Annotated in this window: 15 protein-coding genes; 5 read left to right on the top strand and 10 right to left on the bottom strand. The window is 42.4% G+C overall.

Annotation, left to right across the window (positions count from 1 at the left end):
• Nucleotides 1-8: 8 nt before the first annotated feature.
• On the top strand, nucleotides 9-92 hold the full coding sequence (locus tag LCM11_RS20575) for an IS3 family transposase (RefSeq protein WP_224895450.1): 84 nt from the start codon (nucleotides 9-11) through the stop codon (nucleotides 90-92).
• 392 nt (nucleotides 93-484) lie between these two features.
• Here LCM11_RS20575 and LCM11_RS16785 read toward each other — a convergent pair whose 3' ends face one another.
• From LCM11_RS16785 to LCM11_RS16740, 10 genes are all read right to left on the bottom strand, one after another.
• The gene (locus tag LCM11_RS16785; protein ID WP_224895444.1) at nucleotides 485-970 is read right to left on the bottom strand and encodes a GyrI-like domain-containing protein; all 486 of its coding nucleotides are present in this window, start codon (nucleotides 968-970) and stop codon (nucleotides 485-487) included.
• A gap of 207 nt (nucleotides 971-1,177) precedes the next feature.
• Nucleotides 1,178-2,134, bottom strand: coding sequence for an ornithine carbamoyltransferase (argF, locus tag LCM11_RS16780; protein WP_224895443.1), 957 nt, complete (start codon nucleotides 2,132-2,134; stop codon nucleotides 1,178-1,180).
• A gap of 1 nt (nucleotide 2,135) precedes the next feature.
• Nucleotides 2,136-5,156 carry a carbamoyl-phosphate synthase (glutamine-hydrolyzing) large subunit gene (carB, locus tag LCM11_RS16775; RefSeq protein ID WP_224895442.1) on the bottom strand — a complete coding sequence of 1,007 codons (3,021 nt, stop codon included), beginning with the start codon at nucleotides 5,154-5,156 and terminating at the stop codon, nucleotides 2,136-2,138.
• A complete protein-coding gene (locus tag LCM11_RS16770) occupies nucleotides 5,149-6,213 on the bottom strand; it encodes a carbamoyl phosphate synthase small subunit (RefSeq protein ID WP_224895441.1) in 1,065 nt (354 codons plus the stop codon). The genes carB and LCM11_RS16770 overlap by 8 nt, the downstream gene beginning before the upstream one ends.
• Before the next feature lie 108 nt (nucleotides 6,214-6,321).
• Nucleotides 6,322-7,482, bottom strand: a complete 1,161-nt coding sequence (locus LCM11_RS16765; protein WP_224895440.1) for an acetylornithine transaminase — start codon at nucleotides 7,480-7,482, stop codon at nucleotides 6,322-6,324.
• Nucleotides 7,479-8,294: an acetylglutamate kinase gene (gene argB, locus LCM11_RS16760; protein WP_224895439.1), complete on the bottom strand. Its 816-nt coding sequence runs from the start codon at nucleotides 8,292-8,294 to the stop codon at nucleotides 7,479-7,481. Before argB ends, LCM11_RS16765 begins: the two co-directional genes overlap by 4 nt.
• Nucleotides 8,257-9,486, bottom strand: coding sequence for a bifunctional ornithine acetyltransferase/N-acetylglutamate synthase (gene argJ, locus LCM11_RS16755; protein WP_224895438.1), 1,230 nt, complete (start codon nucleotides 9,484-9,486; stop codon nucleotides 8,257-8,259). The genes argB and argJ overlap by 38 nt, the downstream gene beginning before the upstream one ends.
• Nucleotides 9,487-9,506: 20 nt before the next feature.
• Entirely contained in the window at nucleotides 9,507-10,544 is a 1,038-nt protein-coding gene (gene argC, locus LCM11_RS16750; RefSeq protein ID WP_224895437.1) for an N-acetyl-gamma-glutamyl-phosphate reductase, read from the bottom strand.
• Nucleotides 10,545-10,769: 225 nt separating this feature from the next.
• Nucleotides 10,770-11,783: an NAD-dependent epimerase/dehydratase family protein gene (locus tag LCM11_RS16745; protein ID WP_224895436.1), complete on the bottom strand. Its 1,014-nt coding sequence runs from the start codon at nucleotides 11,781-11,783 to the stop codon at nucleotides 10,770-10,772.
• Nucleotides 11,784-12,228: 445 nt separating this feature from the next.
• Nucleotides 12,229-13,545, bottom strand: a complete 1,317-nt coding sequence (locus LCM11_RS16740; protein ID WP_224895435.1) for a lysine N(6)-hydroxylase/L-ornithine N(5)-oxygenase family protein — start codon at nucleotides 13,543-13,545, stop codon at nucleotides 12,229-12,231.
• Between the two features lie 127 nt (nucleotides 13,546-13,672).
• On the opposite strand from LCM11_RS16740, the gene LCM11_RS16735 reads away from it, so the two are divergent.
• From LCM11_RS16735 to LCM11_RS16720, 4 genes are all read left to right on the top strand, one after another.
• Complete coding sequence (locus LCM11_RS16735; protein WP_224895434.1) at nucleotides 13,673-14,134, top strand: GNAT family N-acetyltransferase; 462 nt, start codon at nucleotides 13,673-13,675, stop codon at nucleotides 14,132-14,134.
• Nucleotides 14,135-14,370: 236 nt separating this feature from the next.
• Nucleotides 14,371-15,903, top strand: coding sequence for a spore germination protein (locus LCM11_RS16730; protein WP_224895433.1), 1,533 nt, complete (start codon nucleotides 14,371-14,373; stop codon nucleotides 15,901-15,903).
• Nucleotides 15,904-15,905: 2 nt separating this feature from the next.
• Nucleotides 15,906-17,108: a Ger(x)C family spore germination protein gene (locus LCM11_RS16725; RefSeq protein WP_224895432.1), complete on the top strand. Its 1,203-nt coding sequence runs from the start codon at nucleotides 15,906-15,908 to the stop codon at nucleotides 17,106-17,108.
• A 9-nt stretch (nucleotides 17,109-17,117) separates the two neighbouring features.
• Nucleotides 17,118-17,342: a hypothetical protein gene (locus LCM11_RS16720; RefSeq protein WP_224895431.1), complete on the top strand. Its 225-nt coding sequence runs from the start codon at nucleotides 17,118-17,120 to the stop codon at nucleotides 17,340-17,342.
• Nucleotides 17,343-17,344 lie beyond the last annotated feature (2 nt).

Here is a 17,344-nt window from a genome sequence, read left to right as displayed (position 1 = left end):
TTGATTATGTGCATTGGTTTAATAATATCCGAACTCATAGTACTCTGGGCTACTTAAGTCCAGTAGAATACAAATCTTACCACCTTAATTAAGTTGTCCAATCAAGTGTTGACATTCCAGGAGCTAGGCGAGACCCCACAAGGAGTGTTAACGACTGAGGAGGCTTGCCAGTTCCCCCGCAGGAAAGTGTTCAAATGTGGAATCACCCCGAAAGACACGACCAGCATAAGCCGACCATCAAAAGGATGGCGATTTTTCAATCCGTTGATGAGCGGCTTATGTCTCGAGTGTCTGGGTGGTGGAACAAGACGAGTTGTTTCCGTAGCCATCCCTCCTCTGTATTAAGTATCGGGCCAAAGATATCTCGAAACTGAGTCTTCAACTATCCGGCCCTATTCTTTAATAAGCTGCTTATGAAAACAACAACATACAAGAAGATTATAAAAAAAGCAAGGCCCGCTTCATAAGGGCCTTGCTTTTATTGTTATTCTATCGGCAGGTAGAGAGAATATTTCGTTTTAGACCCTGTATAAGGATGATAAACTTCAAAACCAAAACCCTCTATGGGAGTATATCCTTTTTCCTTTATCCATTTATGCAGGTAAGGATAAGGATCAAAGTCATGGACGGACGGGTCGTATTCTATAACCGCATAGGTGTGAGCCGGGATCGTTTTCGTAATCATATCCTGCGGAATCTTCTCATAGCTATCCACTTCTACAGCAGCAATCCAATAAAAACACTCAGTGTCTTCATTCCAATTAGGAGGATCTACAAACATACCGATGGAAGAAGGACGGTTAATGCGGTTCTTTACTTCATGAAGCTTAGAAGTATGAAAACGCTCCATCAATCTGGGAATTTTAACATTCCTTTCGTCCATCATCGTCTGACAATACGTACCGACTACCTTGAAGTTGGACTTTTTCACGACCTTTGGTTCTACAGCCGTTGAAATTTGTTCACTCATTCTATGAGCCACTCCTTTATGATTTTAGTCACTCTCCCTGACTACTTCCACACGAATGATCGTATTCCTTGTTGAAATGTTGGATTCGATTTTATTCGTAGTATTTCGCTAAAATCCTTCCCAGACACAGGATACAGGAGTAGAAATTCCTCATTGACTATCATAGTATAGGACCCTGGCATTTTATGACGAGTTTATTAACTTTTTTTATTGGAAACCAATAACTGCCTGAAGAATAGCTTTCTGAACATGCATACGGTTCTCTGCCTGTGTGAAGACTTTGGAGTGTTTCCCGTCGATTACCGGAGCCGTCACCTCCTCGCCGCGATGAGCTGGAAGACAGTGAAGGAAGGTCACGTCAGTTTGTGCTTTACTCAAAAGCTTTTCGTTAACTTGATAGTCTTGAAAAGCCTTATAACGATCATCAAATTCTTCTTCCTGTCCCATACTTGTCCAAACGTCTGTATAAATAACATCTGCATCTACTACAGCTTTCGAAGGCTCATTCACTAAGGTAACTGAACCGTTATGCTGCTTGGCTATTTCCTTCGATTTTTCTACAATTTCCTGGTCCGGTTCATAACCTTCCGGGGTAACGATGACAAATTCCATTCCCATCATTGCCGCTATAATCATCAGAGAATGGGCCACATTATTTCCATCTCCAATATAAACTAATTTCACCCCGCAGAGACGCCCTTTCTCCTCAAGAATGGTAAATACATCTGCTAACGCCTGGCAAGGATGATAAACATCACAAAGTCCATTGATTACTGGGACAGAGGCATGTTCCCCAAGCTCTTTAAGTTTTTCATGAGAGGTTGTGCGGAACATGATCGCATCTACATAGCCGGAAAGCACTTTAGCTGTGTCAGCAATCGTTTCCCCGCGTCCGATTTGAATATCTCTTGAGTTTAAATATAAAGCATGTCCCCCCATCTGAACCATTCCTACTTCAAAGGAAACGCGCGTACGGGTTGATGACTTTTCAAACACCATTGCCAGGGTTTTCCCAGCTAATGACTTGGAGTGCGGATTTTCTTTAAGGTATTGAGCCTGGGCAAGAAGATTAGAAATTTCCGATTGATTAAAATCAAGCCAGGTCAATACGTTTTTCCCTACAAGCGATTCATTTGTAAACGTCATTTGTTCCATTAAATTCATCTTATCGTACTCCTTCTGTTATATTGCCGGGCAATGGGGTCGGCTCAGCATTCTTAATGGTCAAGGATTCTAAATAAGCTTCAAAAGTGGAGGGTTCACTGAATACCGTAATCCCATACTTTAAAGCTTGAATCCTTTTTTCTTTAGCAGCAGGAGTTACTTGGTCATTTACATAAATGGCTGCCTCATCAGTCTGGATCCACTCTTCAAACGTTAGGTTCTTCTGGTCTTCATAATCATGATCGGCCTCTATAAAACAGGACTCCGGATGTAACTGAATATCAGGAAGGTGTGAAAAGACTTTAGCCAAAGCCTCTGCAACTGTACTTCCAAGACACATCCCTTCTCCTGTTGACTGCATGTTCGCACCTAGCTTATGGTCAATTTCCGGAAGAGCATGAGAAGAGAATAACGGATATTTGACAGCAACATGACTCCACGAAGGAGCAGGAACAGCGGCAAGGTCACATGCTGGATCTTCAATTAACAGGCGTACCGCCAAATCGACCAGCGAAATGCCTGAAACTTTACTAATAATAGGAACGGTTCGGCTGGAGCGTGGATTTACTTCCAGTACATATACATTCTCACCGCTCCATAAAAATTGAATGTTCATAATTCCTTTGTATTTGGAGTGACGAACAATCTTCTCGCTATACTCTGTTACAGCTTCCTTCACATAGGCAGGCAGTGAAGACGGAAAAATCGCCATACTGTCTCCAGAGTGTACCCCTGCCGGTTCAATGTGCTCCATAACTTCTGGAATGAAGATACGTTCTCCATCAGCAACCAAATCAACCTCTACTTCTTTTCCAGTCATAAATTGATCCAGCACGATCGGATAATGGCGATCATCCGTCTCCTGAAGCGCTTGTTTAAGTTCTTTTTCATTCATGACCTTAACCATACCCTGACCACCGATTACATAGGATGGACGGCACAGAATAGGATATGAATAATGACTGGCAGCTTCTAGAGCCTCGTTTTTTGTGTGACAGGTACTCCCTTCAACATGAGGGATGTTCAATTCTTTTAAACTGGAGTAAAAGCGGTCCCGGTCTTCTAGTCCATCGAGCATATCCGTACTTACCCCCGCCAGTGGTATGCCGGCCTCTTCAAGTTCTTCTGCCATATTGATCGCTGTCTGCCCTCCAAATTGAGTAAAAACGAGATCAATGTTCTCGTGCTCCACTATAGAAGCGATCACTTCTTTCTGGATGGGATCAAAGTAAAGCCGATCGGCTGTTTCATAATCGGTACTTACCGTTTCAGGGTTGTTATTAATCATGATCGTAGTCCAGCCAGCGGCCTGAAGGCTTTCAATAGCTTTAACAGCGCTATAATCAAACTCTACTCCCTGTCCGATACGAATTGGACCTGAGCCAATAATCAATGCCTTTTTGCTGCCTTTCAAAGGCTCGATCTCATTGACACCTGCATACGTGCTATAAACGTAATTCGTAGCTGCTTCAAATTCAGCTGCACAGGTATCGACCATTTTGAAGGCAGGGACAATCCCGTAGCTTTTTCTTACCTCTGCCAAACTATTCTCCTCGCATCCCAGCAGGTCAGCTATGGATTGATCAGTAAAGCTGTACAGTTTAGCAAGCTTGAGAACACCTTCTGGCACAGACTCAACAGTATGACTGGCTAAAGTATTTTCCATCTCCACCAGGTTGTTTACTACATTCAAGAAAAATAAATCTATATGAGTGCTTTGGTGAATCTCTTCAATACTCTTACCCTGACGCAGGAGTTCTACTATAGCGAAATAACGCAGGTCTGTAGGCAGAGTGAGATGTTTATGGAGATCAGTAAGAGGCGGAATCACTGTATCCAACGACTGCACCGCTTTTTGGAAGGCCCCCTCCAGCGTGCGATCTATCGCCATGACTTCTCCCGTTGCTCTCATTTTAGTGCCAAGCTTCCGATCAGCTTCCGAAAACTTATCGAACGGCCATCTTGGAAATTTAACCACTGTATAATCCAGTGCTGGTTCAAAGCTCGCGTACGTATGACCGGTAAGTGGATTTTGCAGCTGATCCAGCGTGTACCCGAGCGCCACTTTGGTTGCAAGTTTGGCGATTGGGTAGCCCGTAGCTTTAGAAGCAAGTGCGGAGGACCGGCTGACTCGAGGGTTAACCTCAATCACATAGTACTTCTTACTATGGGGATCTAATGCGAGCTGCACGTTACATCCTCCAATTACATCTAAAGCTGAAACAATATCAAATGAGGCCGTCCGGAGCATTTGATATTCTTGATCTGATAGCGTCTGTGATGGAGCTGTGACAATCGAATCACCCGTGTGAACGCCTACTGGATCAAAGTTCTCCATATTGCAAACGGAAATACAGGTGCCATTCGTGTCTCTCATAATCTCATATTCGATTTCTTTGAATCCGGCGATGCTCTTTTCAATGATTACCTGATGAATGGGGGAAGCTTTCAACCCGTTGTGAATCAACTCTTTCAATTCTTCCTCCGTCTCAGCAATTCCGCCCCCTCTGCCACCGAGCGTATAAGCTGGACGACTAATGACCGGGTATCCTACACGATCCGCAAATTGTTTCGCTTCTGATACAGTTACGATCACCTGACTCTCAGGTACCGGTTGGTTAAGTTCGCTCATTAATTCTCGAAAGAGTTCACGATCTTCTCCCTTTTGAATCGATTCCACACTGGTTCCTAGCAGTTCCACATTGTATTTTTTAAGGATCTCTGCTTTATGCAGCTCTACGGCTAAGTTCAGTGCAGTCTGACCGCCAAGACCTGCCAGCAGTGCTTCTGGTCTTTCTTTCTCGATGATCGCGGTAAGGCTTGGAACAGTTAATGGTTCACAATAAACGGTGTCTGCCACTGTGTGATCTGTCATAATTGTGGCAGGATTGTTGTTTACAAGAACCACATCATATCCTTCTTCCCGGAGAGCAAGACATCCCTGTGTGCCTGAATAGTCAAACTCTGCCGCCTGCCCAATTATGATAGGCCCTGATCCAACCACTAATATTTTTTTAGACATGGACTTCCTCTCCCTTCTTGTTCGTTATGAGTGATATAAAGTGTTCAAATAACCATTCGGCATCGGCAGGTCCCGGATGGGCTTCTGGATGGAATTGCACCGAAAGGATCGGTTTCTGAGAATGCTCCAGACCTTCAATGGAACCATCATTCACATTGAGAAAACGCTTGGATAACGGAGTAGACAGTAAGCTTTCTTCAGCGACCACATAATTATGGTTTTGCGAAGACATAAAAACTTTTCCTGTTACGGCATCCTTAACCGGATGATTCGCACCGCGGTGGCCGAAGGACAATTTATGAGTATCTGCTCCATAAGCAAGAGCAATAATCTGATGCCCCATACATATGCCAAAGGAAGGCAGCGATTCCAGGAGGCTTTTAATATCTGAAAGATGTTCTTGTGCATCCTTTGGATCTCCCGGACCATTCGAAAGAACAAGTCCATCAAGAGATAAGTTCTTTAGTTGATGGGCTTTTGAAAAAGGCACCGCGGTGACTTTAATGCCCCTGTTAACAAATGAGGTTAGTATGGATTTTTTCCACCCAAAGTCTATTAATCCAATATGCATATCCCCTTCACCAAATTCCTCGATCTCTATGTTTTCAGTTTGATAGATTTGTCCGGCCTTTGGTTTAAGAAAATGAACTTCTTTTTTGTCTGAAACCACTGCCTGTCTTGTGCCATCCTTTCTTATCGCCTTTGTAACTTCTCTAGTATCCACTTCTGTTATAAATGGCACCTGATTGGCATTTAAATAATCGCTTAAGGAAACCGATGCTTCGTGATGAGAAGCTTGGTGTGCACAGTGGAACATAACTACACCACTTACCTGTATCTCCTTACTCTCCGAATCTATGTCGTTGATCCCATAATTGCCGATTAAGGGGTAAGTAAAGACAACGATCTGATCTTTATAAGAAGGATCAGTTAGTACTTCTTGATAACCTGTCATACCCGTAAAAAATACGATTTCGCCCTGTACATCTCCCCCCCAATTGCTGGAGACTTTTCCTTTGAACGATTGACCATTTTGTAAATGAAGATAACCCTGCATACTCTCACCCCATCATTATGAATAATTATAATATACGTTGTATTTTTATACAAGAATGAGTTGAAAAAGACGGTGTTCCCCATTTGGGCTTCACCGCACTTTAACAAATTAAGCGTTTTGTAAATCTTTAAACTGCTCTTGCAGTACCTTGCTGAGTATTTGTATAGCTGATGACATCTCATCATACGTTACATTCAGCGGCGGAAGCAGTCGTATAACTTGCGGACCGGCCAGGACAGCAAGCATACCTTCCTCTCTCAATGCATGAATGACCGGCATGGCTTCCTTCTGAAGCTCTATTCCTATCATCATTCCCCTGCCTCTGACTTCTTTAACAACGTTCAGCGGCTTCAAGGAGTTGGTAAGCTCCTCTTTTAAATAATGACCTTTCTCTTCTACTTCACTTAAAAACGAATCGTTGAAGATCTTTTCCAGAGTGGCATTAACCGCTGCGGCAGCGAGTGGATTTCCTCCGAATGTGGTTCCGTGAGAGCCTGCCGAGAAAGTTTCAGCAAGCTTACCTTTACCCAGCATAGCCCCAACTGGGAATCCACTGCCAAGGCCCTTTGCGGAAGAAACAATATCAGGGTTCAAATTAAAATGCTGATAAGCAAATGGTTTTCCTGTTCTTCCAATCCCTGTCTGTACTTCATCGATGATCAGCAAAGCCCCAAGGTCGCGGCACTTACCTTCAACAGCCTCAAGGAATTCAGCTGTGCCTGGAACTACCCCGCCTTCTCCCTGGATAACCTCCACCATGATCGCCGCTACCTGGTCATCTTTCAGCTGTTCCACAGCCTCCTTGTCGTTATAAGGAAGATATTCAAAAGTAGGAAGCAGCGCACCGAATCCTTTCTGGATCTTTTCCTGTCCAGTCGCACTCATCGTAGCAAATGTCCTCCCATGAAAGGACTGCTTAAATGTAATAATTTTTTCCTTACCCGTGTACTTACGAGCTATTTTAATAGCCGCTTCATTAGCTTCAGCTCCGCTGTTACAAAAGAAAACATGGTCGAGGTCAGTAGGTGCAACCAGCTGTTCAGCAGCTTCTTCCTGAGAAGGAAGCTGATAGAGGTTGGAGACATGCCAGAGTTGATCCAGCTGTTTTTGTAAAGCGCTTTGTACTTCTTCAGGTCTGTGTCCGAGATTGCACACGGCAATACCTGAGACAAAATCTAAATAGTCCTTGCCTTGATCGTCTTTTACCGTCGTGCCTGACCCGGAAACCAGTGTCAGTGGAAACCGGTTATAAGTTGGAAATAGACTCATTCCGCTCTCTCCTTTACTGTGGCCCGGATCTTCGTACCTTTCATACGATCTCCCTGTATGAGGACGTCTTCACCACTAACAATCATGACTTCTTGTAGATGTTCAGATAAAGCCGCCATGGCTGATTGCACTTTTGGAATCATTCCGCCATAAATACATCCGCCATTGATCAAGGATTCGATTTCTTCCGGGCTTGTTTCTTCTATTACTTCATCCTCACTGATAATACCTGGTACATCAGTAACAAATAACAGTTTTTCTGCTTGCATAGCTTTGGCAATTGCTGCTGCTGCAAGATCAGCATTAATATTTACAGTCTGTCCGCTCTCTGTCTTTCCTAATGGAGCCACTACAGGAAGATAACCTGCCTGCATACAATTATAAAGAAGGTCCGTTTTCACATCTTCCACTTGTCCAACAAACCCTAAGTCTTCCTGGTTTACGTAACTGGCGGTAAGTAAGGAAGCGTCACAGCCTTTTAATCCAACAGGAAGGATATTCTGCCTGGCTAAAGCGGATGTAATCTGGGCGTTAACCTTTCCACCAAGTACCATCTCCACCACTTCGAGGGTTTCCTTCGTCGTCTTTCTAAGACCTTCGTGAAATTCTCCTTCGATTTCCATTCGGCCTAATAAGGTGGTAATAGCTGGCCCCCCTCCATGAACGATTAGACAATGGTAATGTTTAAGGAGTCCGTGAAAACTTTCATAAAACTCTTCAGTTAAGCGTTCGATCATACTTCCACCAAGCTTAATTACAATAACCGGCTTGTCGTTACGTACGATAGCTTGCGTTGATTCTGACATAGTCATAGGTCAAGTCACACCCCCAGGCCGTGCCTTTGCCATCCCCTTCATTCAGATGGATGGACAGTGTTACTTCTTCATTATCCAGATCCTCAACGGCCTGTTCTTCTGAAAAAGGACAAGGAGTGCCGTTACTAAATACGAGCTGCTCTTCAATATAAATATCACACGCATCTGCATCAACCTGAGCTTCACTATGACCAATAGCACCAACAATACGTCCCCAGTTGGCATCTAAACCATATACCGCTGTTTTCACCAGACTGGAGCCCACTACTTTTTTCGCAATGATACGTGCTTCCTTATCTGAGTTCGCACCAGAAACGTTTACTTCAATCAGCTTCGTAGCTCCTTCACCGTCTTTAGCAATTTGTTTAGCTAAATCTTCACAGACAAGCTGGAGTCCGTACTGAAATCCCTCCCAGTCGGGATGTTGTTCACTTAGCGATTCATGATCTACATACCCATTAGCCATAGCAAGTACCATGTCGTTGGTTGATGTTTCCCCGTCTACGGTAATTTGGTTAAACGAGCGCTCGATCGATTGGCTGAGCGCTTTTTGCAGTAAATCAGGCTCAATTGTGGCATCAGTGGTAATAAAACCAAGCATGGTAGCCATATTAGGGTGAATCATCCCTGAACCTTTGGCTGCACCCCCGATGGTGACCGTTTTTCCTTCTACTTCTACTTGATAGCAAGCCGTTTTCTCACATTTATCGGTTGTAAGAATGGATCTTTGAAAATCAGATGCTCCATCCTTTGTGACTTCAACGGTTTCGCACCCGTAAGTTATTTTCTCCATTGGAAGTTGTTCTCCAATTACCCCTGTAGAAGCTACAGCTACATATTCTTCTGGAAATTGGAATCGATCAGCAATCATTTTTCTCATTTCATAAGCATTTTTCAAGCCTTCTTGGCCAGTACAGGCATTGGCTACAGCACTGTTTATCACGAGGGCCTGAATCTTCCCTTCCTTTTCAATACTCTCTTGTGTCACTTTTAATGGAGGTGCTTGAAAATGGCTCTGCGTATAGACAGCTGCTGCAGAAGCAGGAATATCACTGACTAGTAATCCAAAATCTTTCTTCTTGTAACGCAGTCCGCTGTGGATGCCGCCTGATTGAAACCCTCCTGGTGTCAGCAGTGTGCCGCTTTCTACTTTCTCAACCTTTTGATGCAAATTCGTAGTCTGGACCAAACCAACTCTCCCTTTCTTCTTTATGGGTAAACAGGTAAATCAGGAAGCCCTGTTTTTTCCTCATATTGAAATAATAGATTCATATTTTGTACGGCTTGACTGGCAGCACCTTTCATAAGGTTATCAATGACAGCTACAATCGTTACCCGATTGGTTCTTGGATCCAGGGTGATCCCAATATCACAGTAATTTGAACCGTACACACCTTTAGTGCCCGGGAACTGTCCTTCCTTTCTTAACCTTACAAAAGGCTTTTCAGCGTAGCAGCTCTCATAATAGCTTTTCAGTTCCTCAAGCGTCTGGTTCTCTTTTAAAGTTACATAAATAGTAGCCATGATTCCTCTCGTCATGGGAACAAGATGAGAGGAGAATGTAACTGGAACTGTTTCAGGGCTCCATTCTGTCAGCTGTTGTTCAATTTCAGGTATGTGCTGATGCTGATTTACTTTATAAATCTGAAAGTTTTCTTGGAGATGAGCAAAATGAGAAATGGCCCCGGGGTTCTTACCAGCACCCGATACCCCTGTTTTCGCATCAATAATAATCGAAGATGGATCAACTACTCCCTCAGATACAAGGGGACCCAGACCTAATAAAACCGCTGTTGGAAAACAACCTGGGTTCGCAATTAAATCAGCCGACTGGATGGCTTCTTTGTTCCATTCGGGAAGTCCGTAAGCAGATTTCTCCAGAATAGCGGAGGATGCAGCCTCCTTCTTATACCATTTCGCATATACGGAGCCATTCTTTAAGCGTAAATCTCCGGATAAGTCGATTACTTTTGCCTTACCTCCAAGCAGTTCAGGAGTTAATTGTGTAGATACTCCTGCTGGAGTTGCTAAGAAAATAACGTCTAGGTCTTCCTTCATTTCCTCGGGTTTCAGCTCTTCCAATCTATGATTTTGTTCTGTACTCATTTGTGGGTAAATAGAAGTGAATTCTTCTCCTGCGTTAGAAGAAGAATATAAGATTACTTGTTTAACGTGGGGATGTGAGTTAAGCAGGCGAAATAGTTCAACTCCGCCATAACCGGTAGCCCCTATGATTCCTGCTTTCAATTGAAAACCACCCTTATGTATATTTATGTTTAACTCTGTATATTTACAATATTATTAACCCTTATAAAGCATATGTCAATAGATTTATACGATATATTGTATATTTATCAAAATTATAATCTTCATTTATGATTATGCGAAGGTTATAATTGACATATAAAATCCCTGAACGATGCGTTATGAATTCATCTCCCTGCTTTTTTGGAATTACATGATTTTGCATCTTTATGAACGGCTTAGTTTTTCTAATAAGATATTTTCCTGCTCAGGATTTAACCCCGCATGGTTCAAAGTTCCTCTATGGTTCCTGTACCATTCATAAGTGTCACGGATGGTTTCTTCAACAGCACGAAAACGCAAACCCCTCTCAATTGCTTTTGTACAATCTATTCCGAAATCACCCTTTGTTGGTACCCAGAGCGGAAGCTCGATCCAAGGTTTGACGTTTTCTTTCAGAAGGAACGACTCAGCTGCCCATACAGGTCTTGCCTGAGGGTTAAGCACCGTTTGGCAAGAATGGATAAGACCTTCCATCGTCAGTTTTTCTCGTGGACCGTTTGTATTAAAGACTCCAGCTTCCTGATGCTCAATCATCTGGACAATCCATTTAGATAAATCACGTACATCAATGAATTGAACTTTTTTATCTTTTGGCTCCGGTACGATAAAAGCCTCTCCTGCTTCTACACGAACCGGCCAATACGTAAATCGGTCTGTCGGGTCGTCCGGACCTACAATCAAACCCGGTCTGATAATAAGAGAACGGCTTTCACTCATTATTTCTTTCACAGACATTTCACAATGGAACTTTAAAGGTCCATAATACTCATTGGCCGCCCTGCCTTTTACGCCCTTAGTGACACGTTCCAGTTCTTTATCTGTTAAGGTAGATACTTCCCCGCTCTCATCAAGATGATCCTGGTCCGTCAGTTGTTTGTAAACGGACATGCTGGATATGTAAGCATACAGATGAACATGATCTTTTAATACTTTGGCAGATTGCTTAACAATTTCAGGCAAATATCCACATGTATCGATAACAGCGTCCCAATGCTGACCTTTTAACTTCTTTAAATCATCCAGGTTTTCGCGATCACCTATTATTTTTTCTGTCTCTTTAAAGAAGTCTGGATTAGTTTTGCCTCTATTAAATAATGTAACTTCATGATTACGTTCTAATGCGCTTTCGACAATGGACTTTCCAACAAATTGCGTTCCTCCGATAACTAACAGTTTCATAAAATGGACTCCCTTACTATTTAACTTTGTCACCTTAATCATTACTGCTGATATTTCCCATGAGGATTATTCCGCTAAAGGGCCAATTAGTTGAAGACTCAGTTTCGAGACTTTTATGAGAATGAGACCCTGCGGGGGACGATTTCGCTTTCCGGCCCTGCACGATGCAGGAAAGCGAGTTGTTTCCGCAGCCAACCCTTCTCTATATTAAGTAACGAACCCAAAATATCTCGGAATCGAGTCTTCAAGTAATGGGAGCTTACAAGAAGATCACTTTTTAGTTATTTCAGATGATATTACTTTAATAATGATTCCATATTTATTTGTAAAATCCTTCATAAAATTAATCTATTACAAAAATTATAAAGTTAAACTAGCTAAGGTTTATAAAAAAACTCTTGAACAGCTGATGTTCAAGAGTTTTGAGATCTGTTAAATATTATATTTAAACACTTCCGGTAAATGACTGGAAAATCCCATTATCATCAATCGAGTACACTTCGCGTCCCGCTAAATGGTTGATAATTACTTTGTTACGATGAACGGATAAGCCCAAATTAGTAGAACCAACGCCATGGGTATGGGAAATACCGCTGTGTACATAAATTTCATTTTCCGTATTCTTATTCAAAAGCATGCGATAATCAGAACTTACTTTATAACGCCCGTGCTTGTCCCACTGAAGAAAGTCTTCGAGCTGATGAATGAAATCAGGAACATAAGGCTTATACCCGGTAGCAGCAATAACAACGTCTGTCTCATGCGTAAATTCCTCGTTTTTCTGCCAGTGCAGACAATCAAGCTCATAGCCTCCATTAGCTTTTTCACGAATACCTTTTACTTCACTGAGGACTCGAATACCAACATCAAGCTCTTCCTGTCCAACAGAATACTCATAAAGCAAATTATAAATGTCATTAATCGTATGGTTACTGATTCCTTTATAATACAGTCCTTGTTCAGCAAAGATCTCGTCTTTCTGATCCTGAGGAAGTTGGTAGAAGTAATTCACATAGTCAGGGGAAAAGTGCTCTAAGCTGAGCTTTGACTCTTCCATAGATTCAAAGCCCGGGGAACGTGTAATCCAGTCCAATCGAAAGCCGCAGTCGCGCTGTTCCTTAAGTAATTCTCTGAAAGTTTCAGCCGCACTTTGTCCAGATCCAACTACTGTAATTGAACCGGCCTTGCGACAACGCTCCTGATTTGCCAGAAATTCAGAAGTGTGGAACACATCTTCTGATGGAAGGTTTTGGAATGATTTCGGTAAAACGGGCACACTCCCGGTTCCAAGTACGAGGTTTCTCGAACGATAAACTTCCTGTTCTCCCGTTTTAAGATTCTTAACAGCCACTTCGTAATATTCTTCATTTTCTTTCACATGACGAATGTTAGACACCCGTCTGCCAAATCTGCAGCTGTCCAGCTGATGAGCAACCCATTGACAGTAATCATTGTACTCTCTTCTTGGGATATCCAAACGCTGCAGGAAATAAAACTGATACATTCGATCATTTTTACTGATGTAATTTAAAAAACTGTATTGGCTAGTAGGGTCTGCCATCGTTACCAGGTCAGCTATAAAAGGAACCTGCATCTTCGTCCCCTCAATAAGCATTCCAGGGTGCCAATCGAATTTCTCATTTTGTTCAAAAAACAAGGGGTCTATGGTATCGATATCATCCAGTAAAGCTGCCAAGCTTAAATTGAATGGTCCAACGCCTACCCCTATTAAGTCATACATTTTCTCTGGTTGCTCCATCATCTCACTACTCCTTTTTCTGAAAAGACCTGCATTTCAGAAATTATTACATTACTTTTATGTTACCATAATCCCACCATAATATAATAGCTGTCTCCAAATGAGAGCTACGAAAAAAAGGAATGATTTAATGAATTCTGTAACCCTGGAAGAAGTTCTGAATCGAAACGATTACATGTCTTATCTATTATTAGCAGATGAAAGCGAAGATATCATTAATGGATACATTAATGAAGGTGAACTGTATGTCATTCAGTTCGACAATAAAGAAGCGGGTGTAGTTCTTTTCACTTTCCCATCGCACGATACAGTAGAAATTAAAAATATAGCCATAACTGAAGAAGCAAGAGGCCAAGGAATCGGCAAACAGGCTATTCAGCAGGCTGTCCATATTTTTTCTAACCAGCACTATGAACGTTTAATTGTAGGAACAGCGAATTCAAGTCTGGGCAACCTGGCCTTTTATCAAAAAGTGGGATTTCGATTTTATGAAATTAGAAGAGATTTTTTCGCCCATTATCCCTATCCTGTTTTCGAAAACGGCATCCAGGCTTTCGATATGGTGGTGTTTGAAAGACCGTTACTGAGTTAATGACTAAGTCTACATAAACGAGGAAAACGCAGACTCCGTTCGCCCGCGGAAAGCGAGTTATTCCCTCACCACCCCTTGTCCATCTAACCTAAAGGACCCATTTACCTCAAAACTGAATCTTCAAGTAACGGAAACTTATCTTTAATAATTCTCATGAGAATTTAACAAATTATAAAAGTTAATAAAATCCAAACTTTGGTGCATGCTATTTATAAACTTCTAAAGGAGCGTGCGCTATGAATCAGGGGAATGATCAAAATCCAAACCAAAGTCCCAATAAAGAATCTAACTCCTTCCCCCTCCTTCCTCCTTTAGAAGACAGTTTAAGCCACATTGAAACAGTACTCGGTAAAAGTACAGATCTTGTAATTAGACGATTTGCGATCTATAAGACTCGCTGTGCGGTTCTATACATAGACGGTCTTGTCGATAAAAATACGATTCAAAACTTCATTATGGAAGCCTTAATGCTGGAAATGCCCCACAAACGTGTTTCCGTTAAAGAACTGTACCATACGATTAAACAAGCTTCCCTTCCGATTGGAGAGCTGACTGAATTCACCGATTACGAAGCACTTTTTAAGCGATTGTTATCAGGTGAAACGATCCTTCTTATAGATAAAGAGAAAAAAGCATTAGCTGCCAGCACCAGGGGGTGGAGAGACCGCGGGGTCCAGGAAAGTACTTCGGAAAGTGTCATACGAGGTCCTAAAGAGGCGTTCACAGAAACACTTAGAACAAATACAGCTTTGTTGCGACGTAAAATAAAAGATCCCAAGCTTCGGATTGAAAGTAAAGCCATTGGTGAGGTAACTAGAACGGACGTAGCTGTCGTCTACTTGCAGGATGTAGCTGAAGACAACATCGTAAAGGAAGTTCACCGGCGCCTTGATAAAATCGAAATCGACGGGATTTTAGAGAGTGGCTACATTGAAGAATATATTCAAGATGCTCAGTATTCCCCTTTTCCCACTGTTTATTATTCTGAAAAACCGGATGCAATTGCAGGTGGATTACTAGAGGGGCGAGTCGCCATTATTACAGATGGGACACCGGATGTTCTCTTAGTTCCTGCTTTATTCGTAAACTTCTTTCAATCAAGTGAAGATTATTATCAGAGAGCGGATATAAGTACATTCCTGCGGATACTGAGACTGGTCTGTTTTAATATTGCTTTATTTATGCCCTCCTTATATATAGCTTTTACGACCTTTCATCAGGAAATGATTCCAGCACCTTTACTAATCAGCCTCGCCGCCCAGCGTGAAGGAGTTCCCTTCCCTGCCTTTATTGAAGCATTGCTTATGGAACTTACGTTTGAAATCCTCCGGGAGGCTGGTGTCCGGCTGCCGAAACCAGTAGGATCAGCGGTATCCATTGTAGGAGCTCTCGTATTAGGGCAGTCCGCTGTACAGGCAGGTCTTGTATCACCTGCGATGGTAATTGTGGTAGCACTTACAGCCATTTCAAGCTTTGTTTTTCCTGCTTATAACATAGCGATTCCTATACGTATGCTTCGTTTTCTATTTATGATCCTTGCTGCAACGTTTGGATTATACGGCATTATCCTCGCGCTGATTGCTATGGTCCTGCATTTATGCAGCCTGAAGTCTTTTGGTGTTCCTTATATGTCACCGTTTGCACCAATTCAACCAAAAGATCAAAAAGATGTGTTAATCCGCTTTCCCCACTGGGGGCTATTTTCCCGGCCTAGTTCTCTAACTAAGAAGAATGAAAAACGGACTAATCCATCATCCAAGGAGAATTGAGGATGAAAACATACAATTTTCCCTTTAGAAAACTCTTGCTAATATTGATCTGCCTTCTGCTGCTAACGGGATGCTGGAACAGCCGGGAGCTGGATGAGCTTGGCATTGTTGTTACATTAGGGATTGATAAAACAGATGAAGGAGATTACATTCTATCGGTTCAGGTGATCAATCCTTCAGAGATTGCCACGGACGCTCCAACTTCACGACCGCCTGTTTCCACTTATACAACAACCGGTCGTACGCTTATGGAGGCGTTCCGAAGACTTACTGCAAAAAATCCGAGGACTACCTATTTATCTCAGCTCCGCTTAGTTATACTTGGAAAAACTGTTGCGGAAGAAGGAGTGATGCCGGTTCTTGACTTACTCTACCGCGATCACGAATTCAGAACTTCTTTTTATGTGACCGTGGCGAAGAACGCTCCGGTTGAAAGCATGCTCAGCATCATTACACCTTATGAAAAAATCCCAGCCAATAAAATCATGAGTTCCATAGAAAATGTAGAGCGTCATTGGGCTGCCACAAAAGGAGTTTCCATTGATAAGGTTATCGCAAGCATTAGAAATCCGGGGGAAGACCCCGTGATGAGTGGAATCCTCCTTTTAGGTGAAGAAGATATAGGGACAAACATAAGTAACGTGGAAAATGTAGATGCTCCTACAAAGTTAGAAATCGATGAAATCGGCGTTTTTAAAGGAGACAAACTCGTAGGGTGGCTAAACGAATTGGAAAGCCAGGGGCTTAACTATGCGACTGGAAATGTACACTCTACAGTGATTACACACCCTTGCCAAGATGAAGGATCGCTGAGTGTGGAGCTGCTTCGCACAAGTGGGGCAATGAAAGGAAAAATCAAAAATAATCAGCCTGTCATTGATATAAAGGTTGAAGCAGAAGGTAATGTAGGAGAAGTGGATTGTAAAGTCGACTTGAGTAAGCCAGAAGCATTAGAAAAAGTAAACAAACAGGCAGAGAAAGCGATTAAAGAGAGTATCGAGGCTACTCTTGCTAAGGCTCAGAAGGAATATGGAAGTGATGTTTTTGGGTTCGGAGGAGTTATCCACCGTGATCAGCCCAAGTATTGGAAAAAAGTTGAGAAGGAATGGTCTTCCTATTATCAAGATGTGGAAGTCAACATTGATGCTACTGTGAAAATTAGAAGAAAAGGTAATTCAACTCAGCCCATCAACAAAGAAAGCTAGGTGATAACGATGTGGGCAACTATAGCCGTCATAGCCGTTTCCATTCTGATCTTTTTCTTAGAGTTCCCGCGATTGAAGCGAAAAAAAAAGACGAAGGAAATGTGGTGGTTTTCTACTCTTCTGCTCATTGCCACGACAGTCAGTGTACTTGAAAGCAGAAATGTACAGCTTCCGAATCCATTAGATTACATTCAATCCTTTTATACCACTATACATTCTTGGATTGGTTTATAGGA

Origin of the sequence: Halobacillus halophilus, assembly GCF_020171985.1 — a bacterium.
In the GTDB taxonomy this organism is placed as follows: Bacteria; Bacillota; Bacilli; order Bacillales; family Halobacillaceae; genus Halobacillus; species Halobacillus halophilus_A.
Note: the sequence above shows the minus strand (reverse complement) of the source record. Positions and strands in the feature narration are given on the sequence as shown.

Coding starts and splice junctions, on each gene's coding strand:
- argF (WP_224895443.1), bottom strand. CDS start 2,134: ATGAATTTAATGGAACAAATGACGTTTACAAATGAATCGCTTGTAGGG.
- LCM11_RS16730 (WP_224895433.1), top strand. CDS start 14,371: ATGAATCAGGGGAATGATCAAAATCCAAACCAAAGTCCCAATAAAGAA.
- LCM11_RS16725 (WP_224895432.1), top strand. CDS start 15,906: ATGAAAACATACAATTTTCCCTTTAGAAAACTCTTGCTAATATTGATC.
- carB (WP_224895442.1), bottom strand. CDS start 5,156: ATGTCTAAAAAAATATTAGTGGTTGGATCAGGGCCTATCATAATTGGG.
- LCM11_RS16785 (WP_224895444.1), bottom strand. CDS start 970: ATGAGTGAACAAATTTCAACGGCTGTAGAACCAAAGGTCGTGAAAAAG.
- LCM11_RS16745 (WP_224895436.1), bottom strand. CDS start 11,783: ATGAAACTGTTAGTTATCGGAGGAACGCAATTTGTTGGAAAGTCCATT.
- LCM11_RS16720 (WP_224895431.1), top strand. CDS start 17,118: ATGTGGGCAACTATAGCCGTCATAGCCGTTTCCATTCTGATCTTTTTC.
- argB (WP_224895439.1), bottom strand. CDS start 8,294: ATGACTATGTCAGAATCAACGCAAGCTATCGTACGTAACGACAAGCCG.
- LCM11_RS16770 (WP_224895441.1), bottom strand. CDS start 6,213: ATGCAGGGTTATCTTCATTTACAAAATGGTCAATCGTTCAAAGGAAAA.
- LCM11_RS16740 (WP_224895435.1), bottom strand. CDS start 13,545: ATGATGGAGCAACCAGAGAAAATGTATGACTTAATAGGGGTAGGCGTT.
- LCM11_RS16765 (WP_224895440.1), bottom strand. CDS start 7,482: ATGAGTCTATTTCCAACTTATAACCGGTTTCCACTGACACTGGTTTCC.
- LCM11_RS16735 (WP_224895434.1), top strand. CDS start 13,673: ATGAATTCTGTAACCCTGGAAGAAGTTCTGAATCGAAACGATTACATG.